General features: G+C 54.4%; 16 protein-coding genes and 1 riboswitch. All 16 genes read right to left on the reverse strand.

Annotated features, from left to right (window positions below):
* Positions 1-811: 811 nt before the first annotated feature.
* Complete coding sequence (locus B1748_RS21010) at positions 812-1,774, reverse strand: ABC transporter ATP-binding protein (protein ID WP_087569911.1); 963 nt, start codon at positions 1,772-1,774, stop codon at positions 812-814.
* Complete coding sequence (locus B1748_RS21015) at positions 1,771-2,772, reverse strand: ABC transporter ATP-binding protein (protein ID WP_087569912.1); 1,002 nt, start codon at positions 2,770-2,772, stop codon at positions 1,771-1,773. Before B1748_RS21015 ends, B1748_RS21010 begins: the two co-directional genes overlap by 4 nt.
* Positions 2,773-2,806: 34 nt before the next feature.
* Positions 2,807-3,763: an ABC transporter permease gene (locus B1748_RS21020; RefSeq protein WP_087569913.1), complete on the reverse strand. Its 957-nt coding sequence runs from the start codon at positions 3,761-3,763 to the stop codon at positions 2,807-2,809.
* Positions 3,764-3,766: 3 nt separating this feature from the next.
* Entirely contained in the window at positions 3,767-4,699 is a 933-nt protein-coding gene (locus tag B1748_RS21025) for an ABC transporter permease (protein ID WP_087569914.1), read from the reverse strand.
* Positions 4,700-4,832: 133 nt separating this feature from the next.
* Entirely contained in the window at positions 4,833-6,515 is a 1,683-nt protein-coding gene (locus tag B1748_RS21030) for a peptide ABC transporter substrate-binding protein (RefSeq protein ID WP_179215717.1), read from the reverse strand.
* Between the two features lie 1,024 nt (positions 6,516-7,539).
* Complete coding sequence (locus B1748_RS21035; protein ID WP_143810351.1) at positions 7,540-8,787, reverse strand: serine hydroxymethyltransferase; 1,248 nt, start codon at positions 8,785-8,787, stop codon at positions 7,540-7,542.
* A 39-nt stretch (positions 8,788-8,826) separates the two neighbouring features.
* Positions 8,827-9,435: a TIGR01440 family protein gene (locus B1748_RS21040; RefSeq protein ID WP_087569917.1), complete on the reverse strand. Its 609-nt coding sequence runs from the start codon at positions 9,433-9,435 to the stop codon at positions 8,827-8,829.
* Positions 9,436-9,653: 218 nt separating this feature from the next.
* Complete coding sequence (gene rpiB, locus B1748_RS21045) at positions 9,654-10,112, reverse strand: ribose 5-phosphate isomerase B (RefSeq protein WP_087570017.1); 459 nt, start codon at positions 10,110-10,112, stop codon at positions 9,654-9,656.
* A gap of 247 nt (positions 10,113-10,359) precedes the next feature.
* Positions 10,360-10,440: riboswitch (ZMP/ZTP riboswitch) on the reverse strand.
* A 72-nt stretch (positions 10,441-10,512) separates the two neighbouring features.
* The gene (locus tag B1748_RS21050; RefSeq protein ID WP_087569918.1) at positions 10,513-11,103 is read right to left on the reverse strand and encodes a low molecular weight protein arginine phosphatase; all 591 of its coding nucleotides are present in this window, start codon (positions 11,101-11,103) and stop codon (positions 10,513-10,515) included.
* Positions 11,104-11,155: 52 nt separating this feature from the next.
* On the reverse strand, positions 11,156-11,716 hold the full coding sequence (locus B1748_RS21055) for a manganese efflux pump MntP (RefSeq protein WP_179215718.1): 561 nt from the start codon (positions 11,714-11,716) through the stop codon (positions 11,156-11,158).
* 64 nt (positions 11,717-11,780) lie between these two features.
* Positions 11,781-12,968 (reverse strand): L-threonylcarbamoyladenylate synthase, encoded by a 1,188-nt coding sequence (locus B1748_RS21060; protein ID WP_256975809.1) that lies wholly within the window; start codon positions 12,966-12,968, stop codon positions 11,781-11,783.
* Between the two features lie 683 nt (positions 12,969-13,651).
* Positions 13,652-14,587, reverse strand: coding sequence for a glycoside hydrolase family 43 protein (locus tag B1748_RS21065; protein ID WP_087569920.1), 936 nt, complete (start codon positions 14,585-14,587; stop codon positions 13,652-13,654).
* A gap of 252 nt (positions 14,588-14,839) precedes the next feature.
* Complete coding sequence (locus B1748_RS21070) at positions 14,840-16,864, reverse strand: glycoside hydrolase family 127 protein (RefSeq protein ID WP_087569921.1); 2,025 nt, start codon at positions 16,862-16,864, stop codon at positions 14,840-14,842.
* 51 nt (positions 16,865-16,915) lie between these two features.
* Complete coding sequence (locus B1748_RS21075) at positions 16,916-17,746, reverse strand: carbohydrate ABC transporter permease (RefSeq protein ID WP_087569922.1); 831 nt, start codon at positions 17,744-17,746, stop codon at positions 16,916-16,918.
* A complete protein-coding gene (locus tag B1748_RS21080; RefSeq protein WP_087569923.1) occupies positions 17,743-18,630 on the reverse strand; it encodes a carbohydrate ABC transporter permease in 888 nt (295 codons plus the stop codon). Before B1748_RS21080 ends, B1748_RS21075 begins: the two co-directional genes overlap by 4 nt.
* 100 nt (positions 18,631-18,730) lie before the next feature.
* The gene (locus tag B1748_RS21085; protein ID WP_087569924.1) at positions 18,731-20,131 is read right to left on the reverse strand and encodes an ABC transporter substrate-binding protein; all 1,401 of its coding nucleotides are present in this window, start codon (positions 20,129-20,131) and stop codon (positions 18,731-18,733) included.
* Between the last annotated feature and the right edge of the window lie 97 nt (positions 20,132-20,228).

Genomic DNA, 20,228 nt, shown 5'->3' on the forward strand with positions numbered 1-20,228 from the left:
TGGGCGACGTTATTCTTGGATTTTTTCTATTTTCTAAAATCTAACAGACACAATCGACTCTATTTGTACGATCCCGGCAGCATTTTGTTTGATTCCAATCAAATAGCGTCTTTCCTGACTGTTAAAGTTTATTTGAGACAAAAAACGGGCGAATAGTGCCGCTGATGTCTGTTATATTTTTTTCGCAGAACATCCTGACGGTCCTTCCTGTACTTGCGTCAGAAAGAACCAACGGCGTCACTCCTGTTTGTCCTCTCTCCTGTCTGCCCCTTTCTCTAATAAGGGGAAAAGCTCCCTCTATTAACCCCGTCCCCGCCCTCGCTTGCTCTTTAGAGGGAAATCCTACCTCTAATTCCCAGCAAATCGCTGTTTTCGGGTTGAGCCACCCCGATTAGAGGGAGGTTTTCCCTCTAAGTGGAGCCGACACTCCGATTTTTCAGGATTATAGGGAGCTTTTCCCTCTATTTTCCTTATGTGATATACGAGGGTTCTCTTGAAGATAAACGCGACCTTCAGCTTTGCAAAGCAAAGCCGTTATGGCGACAAAGCGTGAACAAAACGTGCTTGTTGACCAAACTAAACAGGTGTGTGCGGGACTTAGGCGTGCTATTACTCAGGTGTGCGCGGAACTCAAACGTGTTATTACTCAGGTGTGTGCAGAACTCAGGCATGTTCATACTCGGTACGCGTACCGTAGCTACAACGACCGAACTAGCGCTCCACCCCAAAACTTTAAAATTCTATATATCAAAACACAAAAAGCGAAGCCCAAAGTTTGCAAGCATCGGGCTTCGCTTCATGTATAGAACTCTTACGCGTAGTGGCAAGCCGCAAAGTGGCCCTTGCTGACTTCCGCCAGCTTCGGCTCGTCCGTCTTGCACTTATCCGTCGCGAGCGGGCAGCGCGTATGGAACTGGCAGCCCTTCGGCGGGTTGATCGGACTCGGCAAATCACCCTTAAGCACGATGCGCTCGCGGGTCGCTTCGACCTGCGGATCCGGAATCGGAATCGCGGAAAGCAACGCTCTCGTATACGGATGGCGCGGGTTGTCGTACAGCTCACCGGATTCGGCAAGCTCCACGATTTTGCCCAGGTACATCACGGCGACGCGGTCGGAAATATGTTTCACCATGGACAGGTCATGCGCGATAAACAGATACGTCAGCCCCATCTTGCGCTGCAATTCCTGCATCAGGTTGACCACCTGCGCCTGGATCGACACGTCGAGCGCGGAGATCGGTTCGTCGGCGATGATGAACTTCGGATCGACGGCCAAGGCCCGCGCAATGCCGATACGCTGGCGCTGACCGCCGGAAAATTCATGCGGGTAACGGGTCGCATGCTCCGGATTCAGGTTGACGAGATCAAGCAGCCCCTCGACCTTGCGCTTCCGCTCGGCCTTGCTGCCTGCAAGCTTGTGAATATCGAGCGCCTCGCCGATGATGTCGGTTACCGTCATCCTTGGATTCAGGGACGCGTACGGGTCCTGGAAGATCATCTGCATATTGCGTCGCAGCGCCTTCAGCTCCGCGCCGCGCAGCTTGTAGATATCCTTGCCCTCAAACGTCACGCCTCCGCTTGTCGGCTCGTACAGCCGCAGAATCGTACGTCCGGCGGTCGACTTGCCGCAGCCGGATTCGCCTACGACGCCCACGGTTTCGCCGCGGCCGATCGAAAACGATATTTCGTTGACGGCCTTCAATATATTGCCTTTGCCGAGGTTAAAAAATTTGCGAAGATCATTAACTTCTAATAATGGGGTGCTTTTGCTCATACCGGCACCTCCCGGTTCGCGTATTCATGAAGCATCCAGCAAGCGGCCGCGTGGGATTCGCTGCCTTTGATAGGATGCAAGTTAGGATCGTTGTCCACGCATACCTTCATCGCTTCGTCGCAGCGCGCGCAGAAGCTGCAGCCCGCAGGCGGCTTGATGAGATCCGGCGGCGTGCCCGGAATCGGGATAAGCGGCTCGTCTTTCTTCTGGTCCAGACGAGGCAGAGAACGCAGCAAACCTCTTGTATAAGGATGCTGCGGGTTCTGGAAGATCTCCCACTTCGTGCCCGTCTCAACGATACGACCTGCATACATGACGATAACGCGGTCGCAGACGTCGGCCACGACGCCGAGGTCATGCGTAATAAGAATGATAGAAGTGCCCATCTTCTGTTGCAGATCCTTCATGACGCTCATGATCTGCGCCTGAATCGTCACGTCCAGCGCCGTTGTCGGCTCGTCCGCGATCAATAGCTTAGGGTTGCATGCCAAAGCGATGGCGATCATGACGCGTTGCCGCATGCCTCCGGAGAATTGATGCGGATACTGCTTGATCCGTTGCTCCGGATTCGGGATGCCGACCAGATGCAGCATCTCGATCGCTCGCGCAGTCGCCTGCGATTTGCTGACGTTCTGATGTTTGATCAGACCTTCCGTTATTTGCGCGCCAACGGTCAGAGTCGGGTTTAGCGACGTCATGGGATCTTGGAAGATCATGCCGATCTTGTTGCCGCGCACAGTCTGCATCTCTTTCTCCGATAAGGTGAGCAGCTCTTGACCATCGAATTTCACCGAGCCGTTTTTGATGCGGCTAGGCGGAGACGGATTCAGCCTCATGATGGATTGGGCGGTTACGGACTTGCCCGAGCCGGATTCGCCTACAATCGCCACGGATTCGCCTTCCTTCACATCGAAGGATATATCTCGAATGGCTTGTACTTCCCCGCCATATACGTCGAACGATACGCTTAAGTTTTTCACTTCCAGCAAGGTCTTCATCTTGGGTTGACCTCCTCTCGGTTGTGCTGTGTTGTTATTTTTTCAGCTTCGGATCGAATGCGTCGCGCAGACCGTCCCCGAAGACGTTAAAGGCAAAGATGGTTACGCTGAGGAAGATGGCCGGGAAGAACAAGCGCCACGGATAGTTGAAAATACCGCCTACGCCGTCGTCGATCATCGTACCCCAAGAAGCAGCCGGCGATTGAACCCCCAGACCCAAGAAGCTCAGGAACGCCTCGGTAAAGATCGCGCTCGGGATCGTCAGGGTCAGCGTAACGAGAATCGGTCCCATCGCATTCGGCACCAGGTGACGGAAAATAATACGCATTGCGCCAGCGCCAAGGGACTTGGAAGCAAGCGCGTATTCTTGATTCTTGAGCTGCATGATTTGGCCGCGCACGATCCAGGCCATGTTGATCCAGCCCGTAATCGACATCGCGACGATAATCGTCGTCAAACTTGGCTCCATAACGACCAAAAGCAGGATAACGACGAGAAGGTAGGGAATGGAGTACAAAATTTCGGCGAAACGGTTCATGACCTCGTCGACTTTGCCGCCGTAGTATCCCATAATGCCGCCGTATATAACGCCGAGCACCAAATCGATCAGAGCCGCGACGACGCCTACAAACAAGGAAATCTGAGCGCCCTTCCAGACGCGCTCGAACATATCGCGGCCTAGCTCATCGGTGCCGAACCAATGCGTTCCGTTCGGAGCCTGGTTCGTATTCGTCAATTCTGTCGTGTAATGGTCAAATGGCCAAATTAAGGGAACAACAAGGCAGCAAACCACCAGGGCGGCGATAATCCAGAAGCCCAGCATCGCGAGCTTATTGCTCGTAAGCCGCTTCCAGATATCCTGCCAGGCGGTCAGGGTTGCACGGCCGACTTCGTCGACGCGAACCTCTTCGCGGCGCAGCTTCTCGAACATGTCGGGAGTAAGCGTGTCCGACCGCTCCTTGCCGCGCGGTTTCGGATTGAAGTTAGACATCGTTTATTTCCCCACCTTTCCGCCGGCTCGCATGCGCGGATCCACCAGTACATATGCAATATCCGACAAGAAACGGCTAATCATCAAAATAACGGCGTAGAATATGGTAATGCCCATAATAAGCGGATAATCGCGATCTATAACACTCGTAACAAAGTGTTTGCCGATGCCTGGAATCGCAAAAATTTTCTCTACGACAACGGAGCCCGTAATGATGCCGGCGGTCAGAACGCCCAAATAAGTGACAACCGGGAGCATGGAATTCCGAAGCGCATGCTTTGCGACAATGACATAACCGGCAAGCCCTTTGGATTTGGCGGTTTTAATAAAATCTGCGTTTAATACTTCAATCATGGTGGATCTGAGGAGACGTGCGATAAAAGCGATCGGACCGGAAGCCAGCGCGATCGTAGGCAATACGTAATCCATCGGTCCATTGAGACCGGCGACTTCAAACCAGCCCAGCTTAGTGGCAAGGAAATATTGCATGACGGGAGCAAGCACGATACTTGGTATTGCGAGGCCGATAACAGCTATAATCATGGCCAGATTATCGATAAATTTGCGATGGTACATCGCTGCCAAAATGCCGAGAATGCAACCTACGACTACGGACGTCACGATCGCCGAAATACCCAATCTTAATGAGGGTCCAAACGATTGTGCAATCATTTTGTCAACCGACTGGAACTTCTTCTTCATGGATATCCCCATGTCGCCTTGCAGAAGGTTGGCGAGATACTTCCCGTACTGTACATACAGCGGCTTGTCGAGGTCGTAATACGCTTCCAAGTTTTTCTGGACGGCTTCGCTGGTCGCCTTCTCGGACTGCAAAGGACTCCCCGGGATAGCGTTCATCAGCATGAACGTTGCCGTTACCAAAATAAACAAAGAGAGAACCATAAATAAAAACTTGCCGGAAATGTAGCGGAGCATACGATCACCCACTCTCTCACAATCTTTATTTGCATTTCAAAAGGGTATATATAGAGACTATATATACCCTTTTGACCGTTACTCTTAGAGGTTGTTCAAGCTCTTATTTGAGAAAGCCACGGTTAAAGTGACCTTATTTCTTGCTGCCGAATACCCAGTCGATGTGACCCGCATAGTCGGATACTACGTTTTCGATGCCTGGTTTAACCATCGTTACAGTCGTGTAGTAGTAAGCCGGCAATACAGCCATGTCGTCTTGAATGGCGATTTTCTCGGCTTCGGCCAACATTTCAATCGTTTTCTCAGGCGTTTCCGCTACAAGGGAACCATCAAGCAGTTCTTGCACTTTAGGGTTGTTGTAACGACCGTCGTTGTTGCCGGATTTCGGGTGAATCAGGTCATACGTGAAGTTGATCGGGTGGTTGATGTCAGCGCCCCAGCCGGAACGAGCGATGTCGAATTGGCCGGCTTTACGAGTTTCGAGGAACGTGCCCCACTCCTGGTTAGCCAGTTTCACTTCTACGCCCAGCGTCTTGCGCCACATGTCAACTACCGCTTCAGCCAACTTCTTATGGCCCTCGCTTGTGTTATACAACAATGTTACTTCCGGAAGAGTCTTCATGCCCTCTTCGGCCAAACCTTCGGCAAGCAGCTTCTTCGCTTCTTCAACGTTCTCCGTGAAGAAAGTGTCCGGATACGTCTCGCGGAACAACTTTCCTCCAGCGCCTGTGATGCTTGGCGGCACCAGACCGAATGCCGGTTGCTGGTTCGCTTGAGCTACATTGTCGATCAGGGATTGACGATCGATTGCCATGGAGAATGCTTTACGTACTTTTACGTTAGAAAAGGGAGCTTTTTCATTATTGAACAGGTAATAATAAGTCGAAGCTACGGAAGTCACTTCCGCTTTCTTCTCTTCGATCAGCTGTTTCGTCAGGTCGGTAGGCACGGAACCCGCTTGAGCGCCGATCCAGTCGATTTTATTTGTTTCGAACAATTGGTATACGGTGTTCTCGTCCTCGACAAGAGAGATGGTTACTTTGTCGAAGTTGATCGCATCTTTGTTGTAGTAATCGGGATTCTTCTCAAGAACCAGCTTGTCCGCATGCGCCCATTGCTTCAGAAGGAACGGTCCATTGGATACGATCGTTGCAGCTTCCGCAGCCCAGTCGGCAGCAGCATCGACAGTTGCTGGATGTACGGGCAGGTATGTGTAGTGAGCAAGCAAGCTCGGGAAGTAAGGTGCAGGAGTATAGAGCTTCACTTCCAACGTGTATTCGTCCAGCGCTTTAACGCCTACGTCGTCAGCGGTAGCTTCGCCGGCGTTGTATTTCTCGCCGTTCTCAAGGTAGAACAACATATATGCATATTCGGATGCCGTCTCAGGGTTCAAGCTGCGTTTCCAAGCATATTCGAAGTCGTTTGCTGTTACAGGGTCGCCGTTGCTCCATTTCACGTCGTCACGGAGTTTAATCGTGTACGTCTTGCCATCTTCTGAAGCAGTCAGTTCTTTAGCGATTGCATTTTCAGGCTCGCCCTTTGTGTTCAGACGAGTAAGACCCTCATACAAACCTGCTGCCACAATGCTGGACTGGGCGTCCGTCATCAGAGCAGGATCCAAGCTTGGCGGTTCGCTTGCAAGAGTGAAGCGGAATTCTTGCGGAGCAGCTGGCGTTTCCGATCCGGCGTTGTTGCCGTCCTTGTTGCCCGGATTAGCCGCTTTGTTGTTGTTGCTTGTACAAGCAGTCAAAAGCATGCTGAATGCGACGATCAAAACTAGCATGAACTGTGCCGGCTTTTTGAAACTCCCTTTCACATACATCAACTCCTAATTTTATATATAATTTTTTACAGCCGTGTTAATGTGACTTGAAAACTTAATTTCATTGAAAATGTCATCATTTCTCACATGAATTATTATTTATTCGACGTTAAACAATATACAACCAAAAATTAATAATTGTCAACCGACAACTTCTTCGAAAAACTTTCCAGCCGCTTTTTTACTATGTCCCTAGATCGGAAACATTATGAGCCGCCTGACAAATCGCCATGTTGCCATCCCTTTAACGCGTTGATGCGAATTTGCACTAATACGTATATGCATTAGAGCATCTAGGCGACAATGCGCCTATGTATTGATATTTTAACGCGTCTATACGCTTGTACAATGTTGCATCCATTTCCACTTTTGCGGAGGATGATTATTTATTGGTTTCGGTTTTTAACTTCATTACGATTCTTGTTTTCGTATTTTTCTTCATTCCAAGGCGTTTTAGAACAACATACACCCTAGCTTTTACCGAAACCAAGATTACATTTTAGTTATATTTTTACATATAGAATTAATGAAATCAGTTTAACTAAACTCAGTTCAGCTATTCGACCATTTGGAACAGTTTTACTTTATATTTAGCCCTCTAAGAGCTTCTAGAGTAAACGGCTGTCTCCTCATCGGACAGGAGCGTTCTATTTTCGATTAGACGATGTCTCTAGAATCTAATAGACACACACAACCTATTTGAACCATCGGAGCATCTTTTTGCTTTTTATCTACCATATAACGGCGATACCGGAGGCCGTCGATTCGAAATGGTTGCATCATTTCCTAAAACGACAAAAAAGCACCGTTGTAGCATTTTGCCACAACGGTGCTTTTTTCATGCAAAGTTTTTAATTAGGGCGTGTCTGAATACTCCGAGGGGAGCAGATTTTGCCGAATTTTCGTTTCATGCAAGGAACTTTTGTGAAGGCGTACCAGGGGTACGTCAAGCAAAAGTGACGAAGCAGGGGGCGGAAAGGCGGTGAAAGATGCCCCTGAGCGGGTTTTCAGACACGACCTAGTAGTTGATGCTTGGGTAGAGCGGGAATTGGGCCGTCAAATCGCGCACCATACCGCGAGCCTTATCCAATGTCGCGCTGTCTTCCGGATTTTTGAGCACCAGCGCGATAACTTCCGCGATGACCTTCATCGCATCTTCGTTCATGCCGCGAGCCGTAGCCGCAGGCGTACCCACACGGATGCCGCTCGTGACGAACGGGCTCGTCGGGTCGAATGGAATCGCGTTTTTGTTCACGGTGATGCCTACTTCGTCGAGTACATGCTCGGCAGCTTTGCCCGTAATGTTTAGGCTGCGCGTATCGATCAGCATCAGGTGGTTGTCCGTGCCGCCAGATACGATGTTGATGCCCTTGGACAGAAGCTCCTCGGAGAGCACCTTCGCATTGTTCACGACGTTCTGGGCGTATTCCTTGAAGGATGGCTGCAAAGCCTCTCCCAGCGCAACTGCTTTCGCTGCGATGATATGCATCAGAGGGCCGCCTTGGGAGCCTGGGAATACGGCCTTGTCGATGGCTGCCGCCCAGGACTTGCGACACATGATCATGCCGCCGCGAGGTCCGCGAAGCGTCTTATGCGTTGTTGTCGTAACGAAATGGGCATGCGGCACCGGGCTTGGGTGAAGACCGGCTGCAACCAGACCAGCGATATGCGCCATGTCGACCATGAAGAGCGCGCCGACTTCGTTCGCGATTTGGCCCAGTTTTTCGAAGTCGATGATGCGCGGGTAAGCGCTCGCGCCCGCCACGAGCATGCGAGGGCGGTGTTTGAACGCCAGCTTGCGAACTTCTTCGTAATCGATGGTGAAGGAATCCTCTTGTACGCCGTAAGCCACGAAGTTATACAGCAAGCCGGATGCGTTAACCGGGCTGCCGTGCGTCAAGTGACCGCCATGAGCCAGGTTCATACCGAGTACGGTGTCGCCAGGTTTAAGAGCAGCCAGGTACACAGCCATGTTCGCTTGTGCGCCGGAATGCGGCTGTACGTTTACGTGCTCTGCGCCGAACAGCTCCTTGGCGCGATCGCGGGCCAGATCCTCGACGATATCGACATGCTCGCAGCCGCCATAGTAACGTTTGCCCGGGTAGCCTTCTGCATACTTGTTCGTCAATACGGAGCCCATAGCTTCAAGGACAGCTTCGCTTACGATGTTTTCGGACGCGATCAGCTCGATGTTGTCTCGTTGGCGTTGCAGCTCAAGGCCAAGTGCCTTCAATACCTCTGGATCTTGTTTACGTAGATGTTCCATAATGATGATTCCTCCTGAAATAGAATATAGTGTGGTTCATTACTCGCAATGATCCGCCGATTGTTCGGCTGTTAAGACGTTCTGCGGCTCATATACGGCGCGAGCGCCGCCTATAAGCTTCGGTCTGGTTATGGCCATCGTCACATGTCCTTCTCCGATGGAACGGATAGAAGGACGTACGGGTACGGCCACCCTCTTTAAATGCATCCCAATGAACGTATCCCCGATGTCTATACCCGCATGAGCCTGAATCGACTCCACGAGACAGGGATTCGAAAGCTTGCCGTAAGCATAAGCCGCCATCGACCCTCCAGCTTTGGGAATAGGTACGGCATGCACAAGCTCAAGACCGTATCGCCGAGCCGCTTCTTCTTCCAGAACAAGCGCCCGGTTTAGATGCTCGCAGCATTGATAGGCGGGAATGAACGCAATATCTTTGCGCGCTGCCTCCACGCCCGCATATATGGCGGCAGCGGCCTCAAGCGCGCCTGCCGTGCCGATTCGCTCGCCGATTACTTCGCTGGTACTGGCGCCAATTACGAGCAGTTCGTGGGCGCGCAGGCGGCCGGCTTCGGCCAGCTCCCGGACGATGCGCTCGACATCGGCGGACCAGAGAGATGGATCGGGGATTCGCTTCTCCGTCGTCATCGTTCAACGCCTCCTACTAAGGAATCGCCCGCGCTATTAAGTGGTTGTTCAAAAAGTCCGATTCCCATTACGAAGTATACCGAGAAGCTTACTCGACATCGAATATTAAACGCAACCGAACCTTCCGGTGCTCACGTAGCTCTGCTACGCTCCACTCCTCAGTTTCTAGTTGCCTTCAATCTTCTCGGTACTGATAACCGAACTTTTTGAACTCACTATTAAGGGCGCGAGTTGAACTTTTTCTCGATCTCCATCACTTTGTTGACGCGGCCTACATGACGCTCGCCGTTGGAGAACGGAGTCGACAGCCACACCTTGACGATCTCTTCGGCTACGCCCGGTCCGATAATACGTTCGCCCATGGCAAGCACGTTTGTGTCGTTATGCTCGCGCGTCGCTTGCGCGGAGAACAAATCATGCACAAGCGCGCAGCGAATACCCGGAACCTTGTTCGCGGCAATCGACATGCCAATGCCCGTGCCGCAGATTAAAATGCCGCGCTCGGCTTTGCCCGAGACAACCGATTCGCAGACTGGCATAGCATAATCCGGATAATCCACGGACTGGCTGCAGTCGCAGCCGACATCCTCAATCTCGTGTCCAAGCGACTCCAATAACGGAACGATTACATCCTTCAAGCGGTAGCCCGCATGGTCGGCTCCAATCGCAATCTTCAATGCCAACACCTCTTCTCCAGAATTTCCTTGCCCGGTTCCTTGCACTAGGCAAATCCCCTCATGCTGTTAGTATACCTCTACGGCGGGAAAAGCTCTATCGGAGTTGTCCTGCTTTATGTTAAGAATTCGACAACAGCCGACCGCGGACGACAACCGTACAGGCAAGGCAAAGCGGCTAAGCGACAGCTTATGCATCCTCGCATCTTGAAAAAACGAAAAAAAGAGCAGACATGCTTTGCAGCATGACGCTCTTTGCCCAGGCGACCGGCCGTATATTCCGATGCTCCACCGTGGTTACCCACTTCCGTCGCCAGTTACATCGGAAACCGTGTTTGTATATTCATCATATCTCATGGCGTGATATAAAGCAATCCGGAATTCGGAGGAAGAACGCCCGTTTTCACTTGATCAGACTCCGACCCGACAGCTTGTCGAGCAGCTTGCGGACCGCATCCTCGATCTCTCCGGAGCAGCTCTCGTAGGTGGATAACGCGCCTCCAAAGGGATCGGCGATATCGAAGCTGGGAATGCTTCGCTCCAGCTCCAGCATCCGCCTGCGCTCCTCGCTCGTTAACTGCTGTCCAATCGCGCCCTTCATCTGCATGTCGGAATACAGGCTTTCGAGCTCCTCGATATTTTTCAGCACGGCGGCATCCGCCCCCGCGAACTCCTTGAGCGTATACGTCTTGTCCACCGCATCCGGATGGACATGAAGCAAGCTTCGCTTATGACCCGTGGTCATCGTCAAAATGAGATCCGCCCAAGCAACGGCCTCAGCCGTCAAAGCACGGGAGGAACCGTTATGCGCGATATCCCGTCTGCGGAGCGCCTCGAGTGCATGAGAGGAGATCGGAAGACCGTCGACGGTGGACACGCCGGCGGATCGGACGGCTACTGTTATGCCTCTCCTGGCCGCTTGCTCTCTCAGCAGCGCCTCGGCCATCGGAGAGCGGCATGTGTTGCCGGTACAGACGAACAATATTCGTTTCATCCCTGTGTTCCCCTTTCTCATTCGATTGGTATGGGCTCAGGGCCCTTCTGCGTTAAAAGACAAATAATGCGCCGAATACGAGCAAGATCGCGCCTCCTAATGCCTCGCCGTATTCGCCCAGATTGCCGCCGACTTTCCTGCCCAGCAACAAGCCCAGCATAGACATTAGCCCGCCAATCAATCCGAACAGAGTAATGGTCAGCCACAGATCCGCCGAGAACATGCCCAGCGTAATACCCACCGAGAAGGCGTCGATGCTGACGCTGAACGCAAGCACCAGCAGCCCCCAGGCCGTGCGGTGATCGAAAGACCGCACCTCTTCGCCCTTGAACGAGCTGTACATCATATGGCAGCCGAGCAGAATGAGCAGCACGCCAGCGGCAGTCGATGCAACTTGCCCCAACATATCGCTGACAAGGTGTCCCGTCATTAAGCCTCCGATCGGCATCAAAACGTGGAACAGTCCGATCACGAAGCCCAGCTTCAGAATATCCCGCACCCTGATTCCCTTAAGCCCGATTCCCAGGCCAAGCGAAAAAGCGTCAAAGCCTAGCGCCGCCGCTATGCACAACAGCGTCAGCACTTGCCCGGCAAATAGATTCGCATCTCCCAATCCAATCTCCCCTTGTCCACCGCGCATTCTCTAACCAACATATGCGGACAAGAGGTCGTTCATACTAATTCCTGGGATTTGCGAGTAGGATGCGGCCGCCTGCCGCCTTGACCATCCGATTGAGAAGCGCAGCGCCGATCCCGTCCGGGCCCGGCGTTTCCGCCCAGATCCGCTGAATGCCCGCGGCATCGAACTCGCGCAGCGCGGCGTACAGGCGCTTGGCCGCCTCCTGGGGCAACGCCTCGCTGCCCATGCCGATGACGAGATCGGCCTGGTACTGCGCCGCCCGTTCGTCGAATGCAAGCACGCCGGTCGCGACACCGGCGGAACTGCAGTCCTCCACGGCATGCTGGATGGCGGCCGCCACGATGTCGCGGTCGTCGCCGCGCACCAGCGTCAGCTCGCCGCGCGGCGCATAATGCGTGTACTTCATGCCTGGTGAACGCGGGGCAGACTCCCCATGCAGTTCGTCGTCGGTTACGACGACGGCCTCCGGCAGCGCAGCCTGAAGCTGCTCCGACGTTATGCCTCCCGGTCGCAGGATGCGGACAAGGCCGTTGTCTTCCAGCTGCACGACCGTAGACTCCAACCCAACGCCGGTCGCTCCGCCGTCCACGATGCCGTGTATGCGGCCTCCGAGATCCTCCAGCACATGCGCGGCCGTCGTCGGGCTGGGACGGCCCGACCGATTGGCGCTCGGCGCCGCGACGGGGCAGTCGGCCTGCCGCAGCAACTCCAGCGCGACGGGATGATCCGGCATCCGGACGGCGACGGTGGATAGCCCCGCAGTCACCAGCGGCGAGAGCGCGCCTTTTTGGACTGGCAGCACGAGCGTAAGCGGCCCCGGCCAAAAGGCCGTCATAAGCGCCTCCTCCAGCGGAGAGACGGACACCGTCAGCTCGTCGAGCTGCTCCCGGCGCGCGATATGCACGATCAGCGGGTTGTCGGAGGGACGCCCCTTGGCCTCGAAGATGCCTGCGACAGCTTCGTCGCTTCGCGCATCCGCGCCGAGGCCGTATACCGTCTCGGTGGGAAAGGCCACCAGCCCGCCAGAACGCAGCTTGTCCGCCGCCATGGAGAGCTCATCCGTTGCCGTGGAGAGTTCCCCCTTGACTGTGGTGAGCTCCTTCCTTGCCAGGTCCGTTGCCTGCGCCTTACCTCGGGGCGTATCGCCACAAGTCACGTTGCCGGGTGCGTTGCCGCCAGTCATATTGCTCGAAGGGCCGGATTGCCAAACTATAGTCTCGATCATCTGTATGATTCAATCCTTGCTATATTTAAAATAACCGTTGCACCGTTATTATAGCACAAGAAAAGGATTAGACTGACACGCAGTATAAGTGCGAGTTCAAAATTCCGTTCCTTCCTCCTAAAGGACGGGTAAGACGTAATTCTTCAATAAGGATATGTATGTTTACTGTGACGGACACACGACCTTATTCGCCTTATCGGAGCAGCATTTAGTCTCCTCCCAGCCCGGTTGCGGAACTACTTTTGGAGCTGTAGCCCGAAAAAATCGGGTTACAGGGCGTCGCGGGGCTACTTTTAGAACTGTAGCCCGAAAAAGTCGGGTTACAGGGTGCTGCGGAGCTACTTTTGGAGCTGTAACCCGAGAAAATCGGGTTACAGGTTGCTGCGGAGCCACTTTCGGAGCTGTAGCCCGAAAAATTCGGGTTACAGGGTGCCGTGGAGCTACTTTCGGAGCTGTAGCCCGAAAAATTCGGGTTACAGGGTGCCGTGGAGCTACTTCGGATGCTGTAACCCGAAAAAAATCGGGTTACAGGGTGCCGTGGAGCCACTTTCGAAGCTGTACCTTCGGAGCCTCAACCGGACATTAATTTTTGGCAAGATTCCTGTACGGCGAAAAAGCGCAAGCTCCAGGGAAACGGATCCCACGGACTTGCGCTTTTATCAACGAACCGCCTGTCTATTACCTTATCCCATGTTACGAGCAGCAACGCCATCGAATGTGATCCGAACCGGCTCGATCGTCCCGTCCGCCGCGAACGTCATCCGGTCGATGCAGACGACGCGGTGATTCGGATCGGTCTCCGATAACGGCCGGCGATGGTAAACGATGCACCACTCGTCCGTACCGGGAATTTGCAGCACGCCATGATGCCCCGCGCTGGTGGCGACGGCGGCGTCTTGCTGCAGGATTTTGCCTACGCGCTCGAAAGGTCCCACGGGAGAATCCGAGATGGCGTACGCAACCGAATAATCCGGCCCGCCCCAGCCTCCCTCCGCCCACATGAAATAGTAGCGCCCGTCCCGCTTGATCATGCACGGCCCTTCCACAAACTTCTCCGGCGTCACTTCCTTGAACGTCTCCCCGTCCGGGAAATTGACGATGCTGATCATGTCCTCGCCCAGCCTCACGACATTGCATCGTCCCCAGCCGCCGTAATACAGAAAGGCGGACCCGTCGTCGTCCAGAAAAACGTGGGGATCGATCGGCTGCGCGCCGTTCACGAACCGGTCGATCAGCGGTCGATCCAGCGCATCGCGATACGGCCCCTCGGGCCGGTCCGCTACAGCGACGCCGATTCCTCCGAGCTCCTCGTTGCTCTGAATATCGTTGGCAGCAAAATAATAATAGTACCGCCCGTTCTTCTCAATAGGGGATGGAGCCCACAACGCCCGCTTCGCCCACGAAATGCTGCTCATCTCGAGAATCCGCTCCGCCTTGCTCCAGTGCACGAGATCGTCCGAGTAGAAGGCGTCGAACCAGGTCTGTTCGTCGTAAGGAGCCGAGCAGGTGGGATAAATCCAATACCTTCCCTCGAAGATACGCGCTTCCGGGTCGGCGTACCAACCCGGCAGAATCGGATTGCCCGATGTCACAGCAGCTTTACTTTCCCTTACGTTCATTGGCTTCCTCCTCTGATTATGGCGAACCATGCTGCAACTCTAATAGTGCGTGTTCAAAAGTCAGGTTTTCAACACATGATCGTTAGGCTTCGAAGCTAACCTTCACTTTCGTGGGTAGCGGGAAATATTAGATGTCGAGTAAGTGGCATACTTTGCGATCAAAATCGGACTTTTGAACAACCTTTAAAAGTTTCGCCGAAGGGGACATGCAGCTTCGAACGCCCTGGTTCAGCAATCGCCGACCATTCCCCCTTATACGGAGTACAGTCTGCGATCCTCCGCCGTACGCAGCCACACGTGCATATATCCCGCTTCTCTATTGTCCCAGGCATAATACGGCACGAGCGCGATAGGCGTTCCGTCTGACGCCGAGCCGCTAAGCACAGTTACGCCGCCAAGCAGCTCGGGGCGATGTTGGGCGACGAAGGACGAGCCCGGCTCAATCACGCAGCCGTCATAGGGAAGCTCCCCGTTGTCCGCCTGCTCCAGGCAATAGACGACGGGACCGCGCTGGATGGCGACCCGCCCCCGATTCGACTCCACTTCGCCGCGCGCACGCACTTTCTCTGCCGGCATATCCAGCTCCAGTACAAGACTGTCTCCCGGAGTCCAACTCCGCTCGATAACCAGATAGCCGTTCTGTGTCACGGCATTCGCTCCTGAGAGCGCAACGCCGTTTAGCAGAATCCGGTAGCTCCCGCACCAGCCCGGCACCCGCAGCCGAATGGGGAAGCTGTCGCAGGCCTCAGACGATTGTACCGCATTGCCTTCCGCATAACTACCCACATTGCTTCCATCATCGCTTCCCACATTGCTTTCAACATTGCTTTCAACATTGCTTTCAACATTGCTTCCAACATTGTTCCCGACATCGCCTCCCGAGCCGCCAGTAACTAAGCCCGAACCCAAACCCTCTGCCAACCGCAGATCAACTACGTCGATCGCGATACTGCCCTCCCACGGATAGTTCGTCGTCTGCTTCAGCCGGACGGACCGCCCGTCAGCCAACGTCAGCTCCGACTCGCCGCCCATATACTGATTGACGACAACGCCGCCGTCGGCGATGGCATACGCATATTGGCCGATAGAAGGCAGAAAGCGCACCAGATTCGTCGGGCAGCACGAGGTGTCGAACCACGCCACGCGATGATGTCCGCCTTGCGAGGCCAGCGGATTGACATAGAAGAACCGATCGCCGTGAAGCGAGATGCCGGACAATGCGCCGTTGTACATCTCCCTCTCCACGATGTCGGCGTAGACGCCGTCGCCGAACAGCAGATTCATCCGGTGGTTCCAGAACGCCATCGCGATGGCCGCGCAGGTCTCGCAATAAGCCGTCTCATTCGGCAGATCGTAATCGTGCGTGAAGCCCTCGTTATGATGCGACGGACCGATGCCGCCGGTAATATACATGTTCCGCTCTACCGTGTGCGCCCATACGCGGTGCAGGGCCGCCGTATATTCCGGATCCCCGGAAGCGTGAACGACATCCGCCATGGCCGCGTATTGATACATCGCGCGAACGGCATGTCCCGTCACCTTCTCGATATCCTTGACCGGCACGTCGTCCTGACAATAAGCGGGGCCCCACTCCGGGATATCCCAGATTCGGCCGACGCCATGGCCGTGACCGCGCTCTTCCAGCAGCCACAGAGCCAGCTTCCAATACCGCTCTTCTCCCGTAAGCCGGTACAGCTTGACCAGCGCCAGCTCGATCTCCTGATGCCCCTCTACCCAATGACGCTTGCCGGGCCCGAAAAGCGAGTCGTAATGATCCGCCAGTCTGCGTGCGACATCCAGTATAGCCGGTTTGCCCGTCGCTTCGTAATAGGCGACCGCCGCTTCGATCAGATGGCCGCCGTTGTACATTTCGTGTTTCTCCATATCGGTCCACTTGCTCTCGGGCGCCGTCAGCGTGTAGTAGGTGCACAGGTAGCCGTCGGGCTCCTGCGCCGACGCGATCGCATCGACGATCCGATCAATCTCCGCCTCCAGCGCGGAATCGCGATTCAGCATAAGCGAATAAGCGGCGCCCTCCAGCACCTTGTACACATCGGAATCGTTGAAATAGATTCCCTCGAACGTTCCTTCCTTCGAGCCGCCCGCCTTCTCGAAATTGGCGATACGGCCGGTCGTCTCGCATTTCTCCAGACAAGCCGGCAGCGTCACGCTCCGCACGGATTCCAGGCGCCGGCGCCAGAAGCCGTCATGGATCTCCACCTTCGTGAACGGAACATTGCCCCAGCGCTTCAGCGGGGATGCAGCAGCAATCGGCATGGAAACTCTCCCTCTCTCTTGTTGGTATCGATGATCTCCGTTCTAACCATGCTATCCTTTTAATCCAGTCAGCGTAATGCCCTCCAGGAAGTACCGCTGCCCGACCAGAAATACGATCACGCACGGCAGCACGACCGCGGCGGACGCGGCCATCAGCAAGTCCCACTGGGCGGTGTAGGTGCCCTGGAACATCTGCAGACCTAGCGCCAGCGTAAACAGATGGTCGCTCTTTAAGTAGATGAGCGGACCCATAAAGTCATTCCACGTGCCGAGGAAGGTGAACAGAGCCACGACGATGACCGCGGAGCGGCTGAGGGGCAGAATGATTTTGAAGTAGATGCCGAAGTAGCCGGCTCCGTCCACTACCGCCGCCTCGTCGAAGTCCCGCGGAATTGTCAGATAGAACTGCCTCAGCAGGAAGATGTTGAAGATGCCTCCTCCAAAGTAGGCGGGAGCGATCAGCGGATAATACGTATCGTAGAAGCCTAACATCTGCCAGCCCAGGAAGCTCGGAATCAAAGTCACGGCGGCGGGCAGCATCATGCTCGACATCAGGATGGCGAACACGATATCCCGTCCCTTCCACCGGATCCGCGAGAACCCGAACGCCGCGACCGTGCTTGTCACGATCGTGCCGACCAGCACGCCGATCACGATGATGAAGGTGTTCATGAAATACGTGTCGAAGGGCAGAATCGTTAGCGCCTTTTTGAAGTTGCCCCATTGCACGGGGTTCGGAATCCATTCCGGCGGCATGGTGAAGATCTGCGACAAATTCATGAGCGAGCTTCGGATCAGCCAGATAAAAGGCGTAATGAACATGACGGATACGAGAATAAGCGCGGCATAACCCGCTGCGAGCGTAAGTCTTGATGTCTTCATGAGCGCCCTCCTCCTTCATAGTACACCCATGACTTGGAGCTTTTGAACACGATAAAAGTAAAGAACAGAATGATGACGAACAGCACCCATGCGAGCGCCGACGCGTATCCCATCTCCGTATCCCGGAAGCCGGTGCGCCATAGATAGAACACGTAAAACAAGCTTTTGTTGTTAGGACCTCCATCCGTCAGGATGTAAGCTTCGTTAAACACCTGGAACGAGCCGATAATCGTCATGATCGTGTTGAAAAACAGCGTCGGAGTCACCATCGGTATCGTAATGTGGCGCAGCTTGCTGTACCAGCCGCCGCCATCCACGTCGATCGCCTCGTAATATTGCTTCGGAATGCCGGACAAGCCCGCGAGAAAAATAATGACGGTGCCGCCGATGCCCCATAACGTCGTCAGCACGACGGACGGAATAACGCTGCTCTCGGCATACAGCCAGTTGCTGGTAGGCAGATGAAGCCACTCCAGCACGGTGTTGATCAATCCCAGATCGGGATTGAGCAGCCACATCCAGATCATCGCCGACGCCACGGCCGGCACGATGCTGGGCAAATAAATAATGGTGCGGAACAGCGCCCTCCCCTTGACGTTCATGTTGAGCAGCAGCGCGACCGCGAACGAGATCAGAATAACCGCCGGCACGCGCAGCGCCACGAAATAGAAGGTAGCGCCCAGCGATTGGTAGAACAAATCGTCTTCTCCGCTGAACAAGCGGACATAATTATCAAAACCGATGAAAGCAGTTCCTTCTTTGAACACGTTATAGTCGCTAAGACTAAGCACCAAGCTCGCGATCATGGGACCCAGCGTAAACAGCAGGAAGCCCAAAATCGCGGGAGACGTGAATAGCAAGCCGTAAAATAGCCCTTTTCTCATGTATACCTCCCGTTGCAGGCCGACCTGTCGATGCTCCGGGACGCGGCGGCCGAGGCTGTCTATCCAAGCGCCTCATGCCCGCCGCCTGTCCCGTTATCATTTATTGCTGAATGTCGCGGCGACCTTGCACAAGCTCCTGCGCTTTGGCGGCGACGCCGTCCAGCGCCTCTTGCGCCGTCTGTTGGCCAAGCCAGACTTTATCCAATGCGGGCGAGACGACATCCATGATTTTGCTGAAGTTTTTGACGTAGCCCGTAGGCGTCTGATGGCTGCTGTCCAGGAGCACTTCTACGATGGCATCCTTGTAACCCGACGGACGGGAAGCGAGATTTTCCGTCCATCTGGCGAGAAGATCGTTCTCCGTGTACCAGCTCTTATAGGACGGCATCCAGGTGCCTGCCGTAATCATGTCGATGGACGATTCCGGATCGATCAAATATTTGATCAGCTCCCACGATTCTTGCGGGTACTTCGTCGACTTGAACATCGAGAACATGCCGGCAACGATCGTCGTCATAGGCTCCTTCATGACCGGCAGCACGCCCACGTTGTAGTTAAAGTTGGATTGCGCAAGCGATGTGGATGCCCACTGGCCGTCGATGACCATCGCGACTTTTTTAGTCTGCAGCGCCACATTGGTGCCCGGAATGTTTTTCGACTGAACCGGCGACGGCGCCACATGGTGCACATTCATCAGATCGGCGATATTTTGGAACACCTCGACCGCCTCCGGCTGATTGAGAGCGAAGGTCTTCCCGTCCGCGGAGACGAAGTCGCCTCCATTGGAATAGATGAAATTGCTGTAGCCGCCCCACCAGGTCGGGAAGTTGATGCCGAATTGTTTGATGTTCTTCGGATCGAACGCGGGATCGTTCGCGTTCCTTCCCTGCGAGTCGATCGTCATCAACTTCGCCGCTTCTACGAATTCATCCCATGTCCATGCCTCGCTCGCTTTGGCAGGAGGCGGCTCGACGCCGGCATCCTTGAACATGTCTTCGTTGTAGAACAGGCCGAACGATTCCGGCCCCGGCGCGATCCCGATCACGTGACCCGGCTCCAGCGAATAGAGCAGGTTCGGTACGAGACTGTCGATATTGATCTGCGGGTCGTTGTCCAGAAACTCTTGCAGATTCAAGAACTTGCCTTCTTCCGCCAACGGATAAGCGATGGTGCCGGACTCCATCATGGCGATGTCGGGCACATCGTTGCCCGCGACCATCGTCGTCAGCTTCGTATCGTAATCCGCGGCGATATGCTGCAGATCGACTGTAATATGCGAGAATTTATCCTCGAATCGCTTGATGGCGACCTTGTAAGCAGCCAGCTCGTCAGGCGCGCCCCATACCGTCATGCGCAGCGTGATCGGCGCAGGCGAACCATCTTGTCCGCTATTGCCCCCCGTATCCGTTTCTTTCGAAGGACGAGAGCAGCCGGCGAGTATTGTCGTTCCCAGAAGCGTTAGCGCCAGCAGCGAGGCTATCGTTTTTTTACTACGCAACATGTGAATATACCCCTTTCCGAATAAGCGATGATCATGCCATCTCTTTCATAGCTGCAGTCTATGATGACTTCAGTATAGAGCACCCGGTAACGCTTAC

It is taken from the genome of Paenibacillus sp. MY03 (genome assembly GCF_002165585.1).
GTDB classification, from domain to species: Bacteria; Bacillota; Bacilli; order Paenibacillales; family Paenibacillaceae; genus Pristimantibacillus; species Pristimantibacillus agaridevorans.

Excerpts from the sequence above, each read along its gene's own strand:
- B1748_RS21070 (WP_087569921.1), bottom strand. The coding sequence starts at position 16,864 with ATGCCGATTGCTGCTGCATCCCCGCTGAAGCGCTGGGGCAATGTTCCG.
- B1748_RS21015 (WP_087569912.1), bottom strand. The coding sequence starts at position 2,772 with ATGAAGACCTTGCTGGAAGTGAAAAACTTAAGCGTATCGTTCGACGTA.
- B1748_RS21085 (WP_087569924.1), bottom strand. The coding sequence starts at position 20,131 with ATGTTGCGTAGTAAAAAAACGATAGCCTCGCTGCTGGCGCTAACGCTT.
- B1748_RS21080 (WP_087569923.1), bottom strand. The coding sequence starts at position 18,630 with ATGAGAAAAGGGCTATTTTACGGCTTGCTATTCACGTCTCCCGCGATT.
- B1748_RS21040 (WP_087569917.1), bottom strand. The coding sequence starts at position 9,435 with ATGACGACGGAGAAGCGAATCCCCGATCCATCTCTCTGGTCCGCCGAT.
- B1748_RS21060 (WP_256975809.1), bottom strand. The coding sequence starts at position 12,968 with ATGATCGAGACTATAGTTTGGCAATCCGGCCCTTCGAGCAATATGACT.
- B1748_RS21035 (WP_143810351.1), bottom strand. The coding sequence starts at position 8,787 with ATGGAACATCTACGTAAACAAGATCCAGAGGTATTGAAGGCACTTGGC.
- B1748_RS21050 (WP_087569918.1), bottom strand. The coding sequence starts at position 11,103 with ATGAAACGAATATTGTTCGTCTGTACCGGCAACACATGCCGCTCTCCG.
- B1748_RS21075 (WP_087569922.1), bottom strand. The coding sequence starts at position 17,746 with ATGAAGACATCAAGACTTACGCTCGCAGCGGGTTATGCCGCGCTTATT.
- B1748_RS21025 (WP_087569914.1), bottom strand. The coding sequence starts at position 4,699 with ATGCTCCGCTACATTTCCGGCAAGTTTTTATTTATGGTTCTCTCTTTG.
- B1748_RS21065 (WP_087569920.1), bottom strand. The coding sequence starts at position 14,587 with ATGAACGTAAGGGAAAGTAAAGCTGCTGTGACATCGGGCAATCCGATT.
- B1748_RS21010 (WP_087569911.1), bottom strand. The coding sequence starts at position 1,774 with ATGAGCAAAAGCACCCCATTATTAGAAGTTAATGATCTTCGCAAATTT.
- B1748_RS21020 (WP_087569913.1), bottom strand. The coding sequence starts at position 3,763 with ATGTCTAACTTCAATCCGAAACCGCGCGGCAAGGAGCGGTCGGACACG.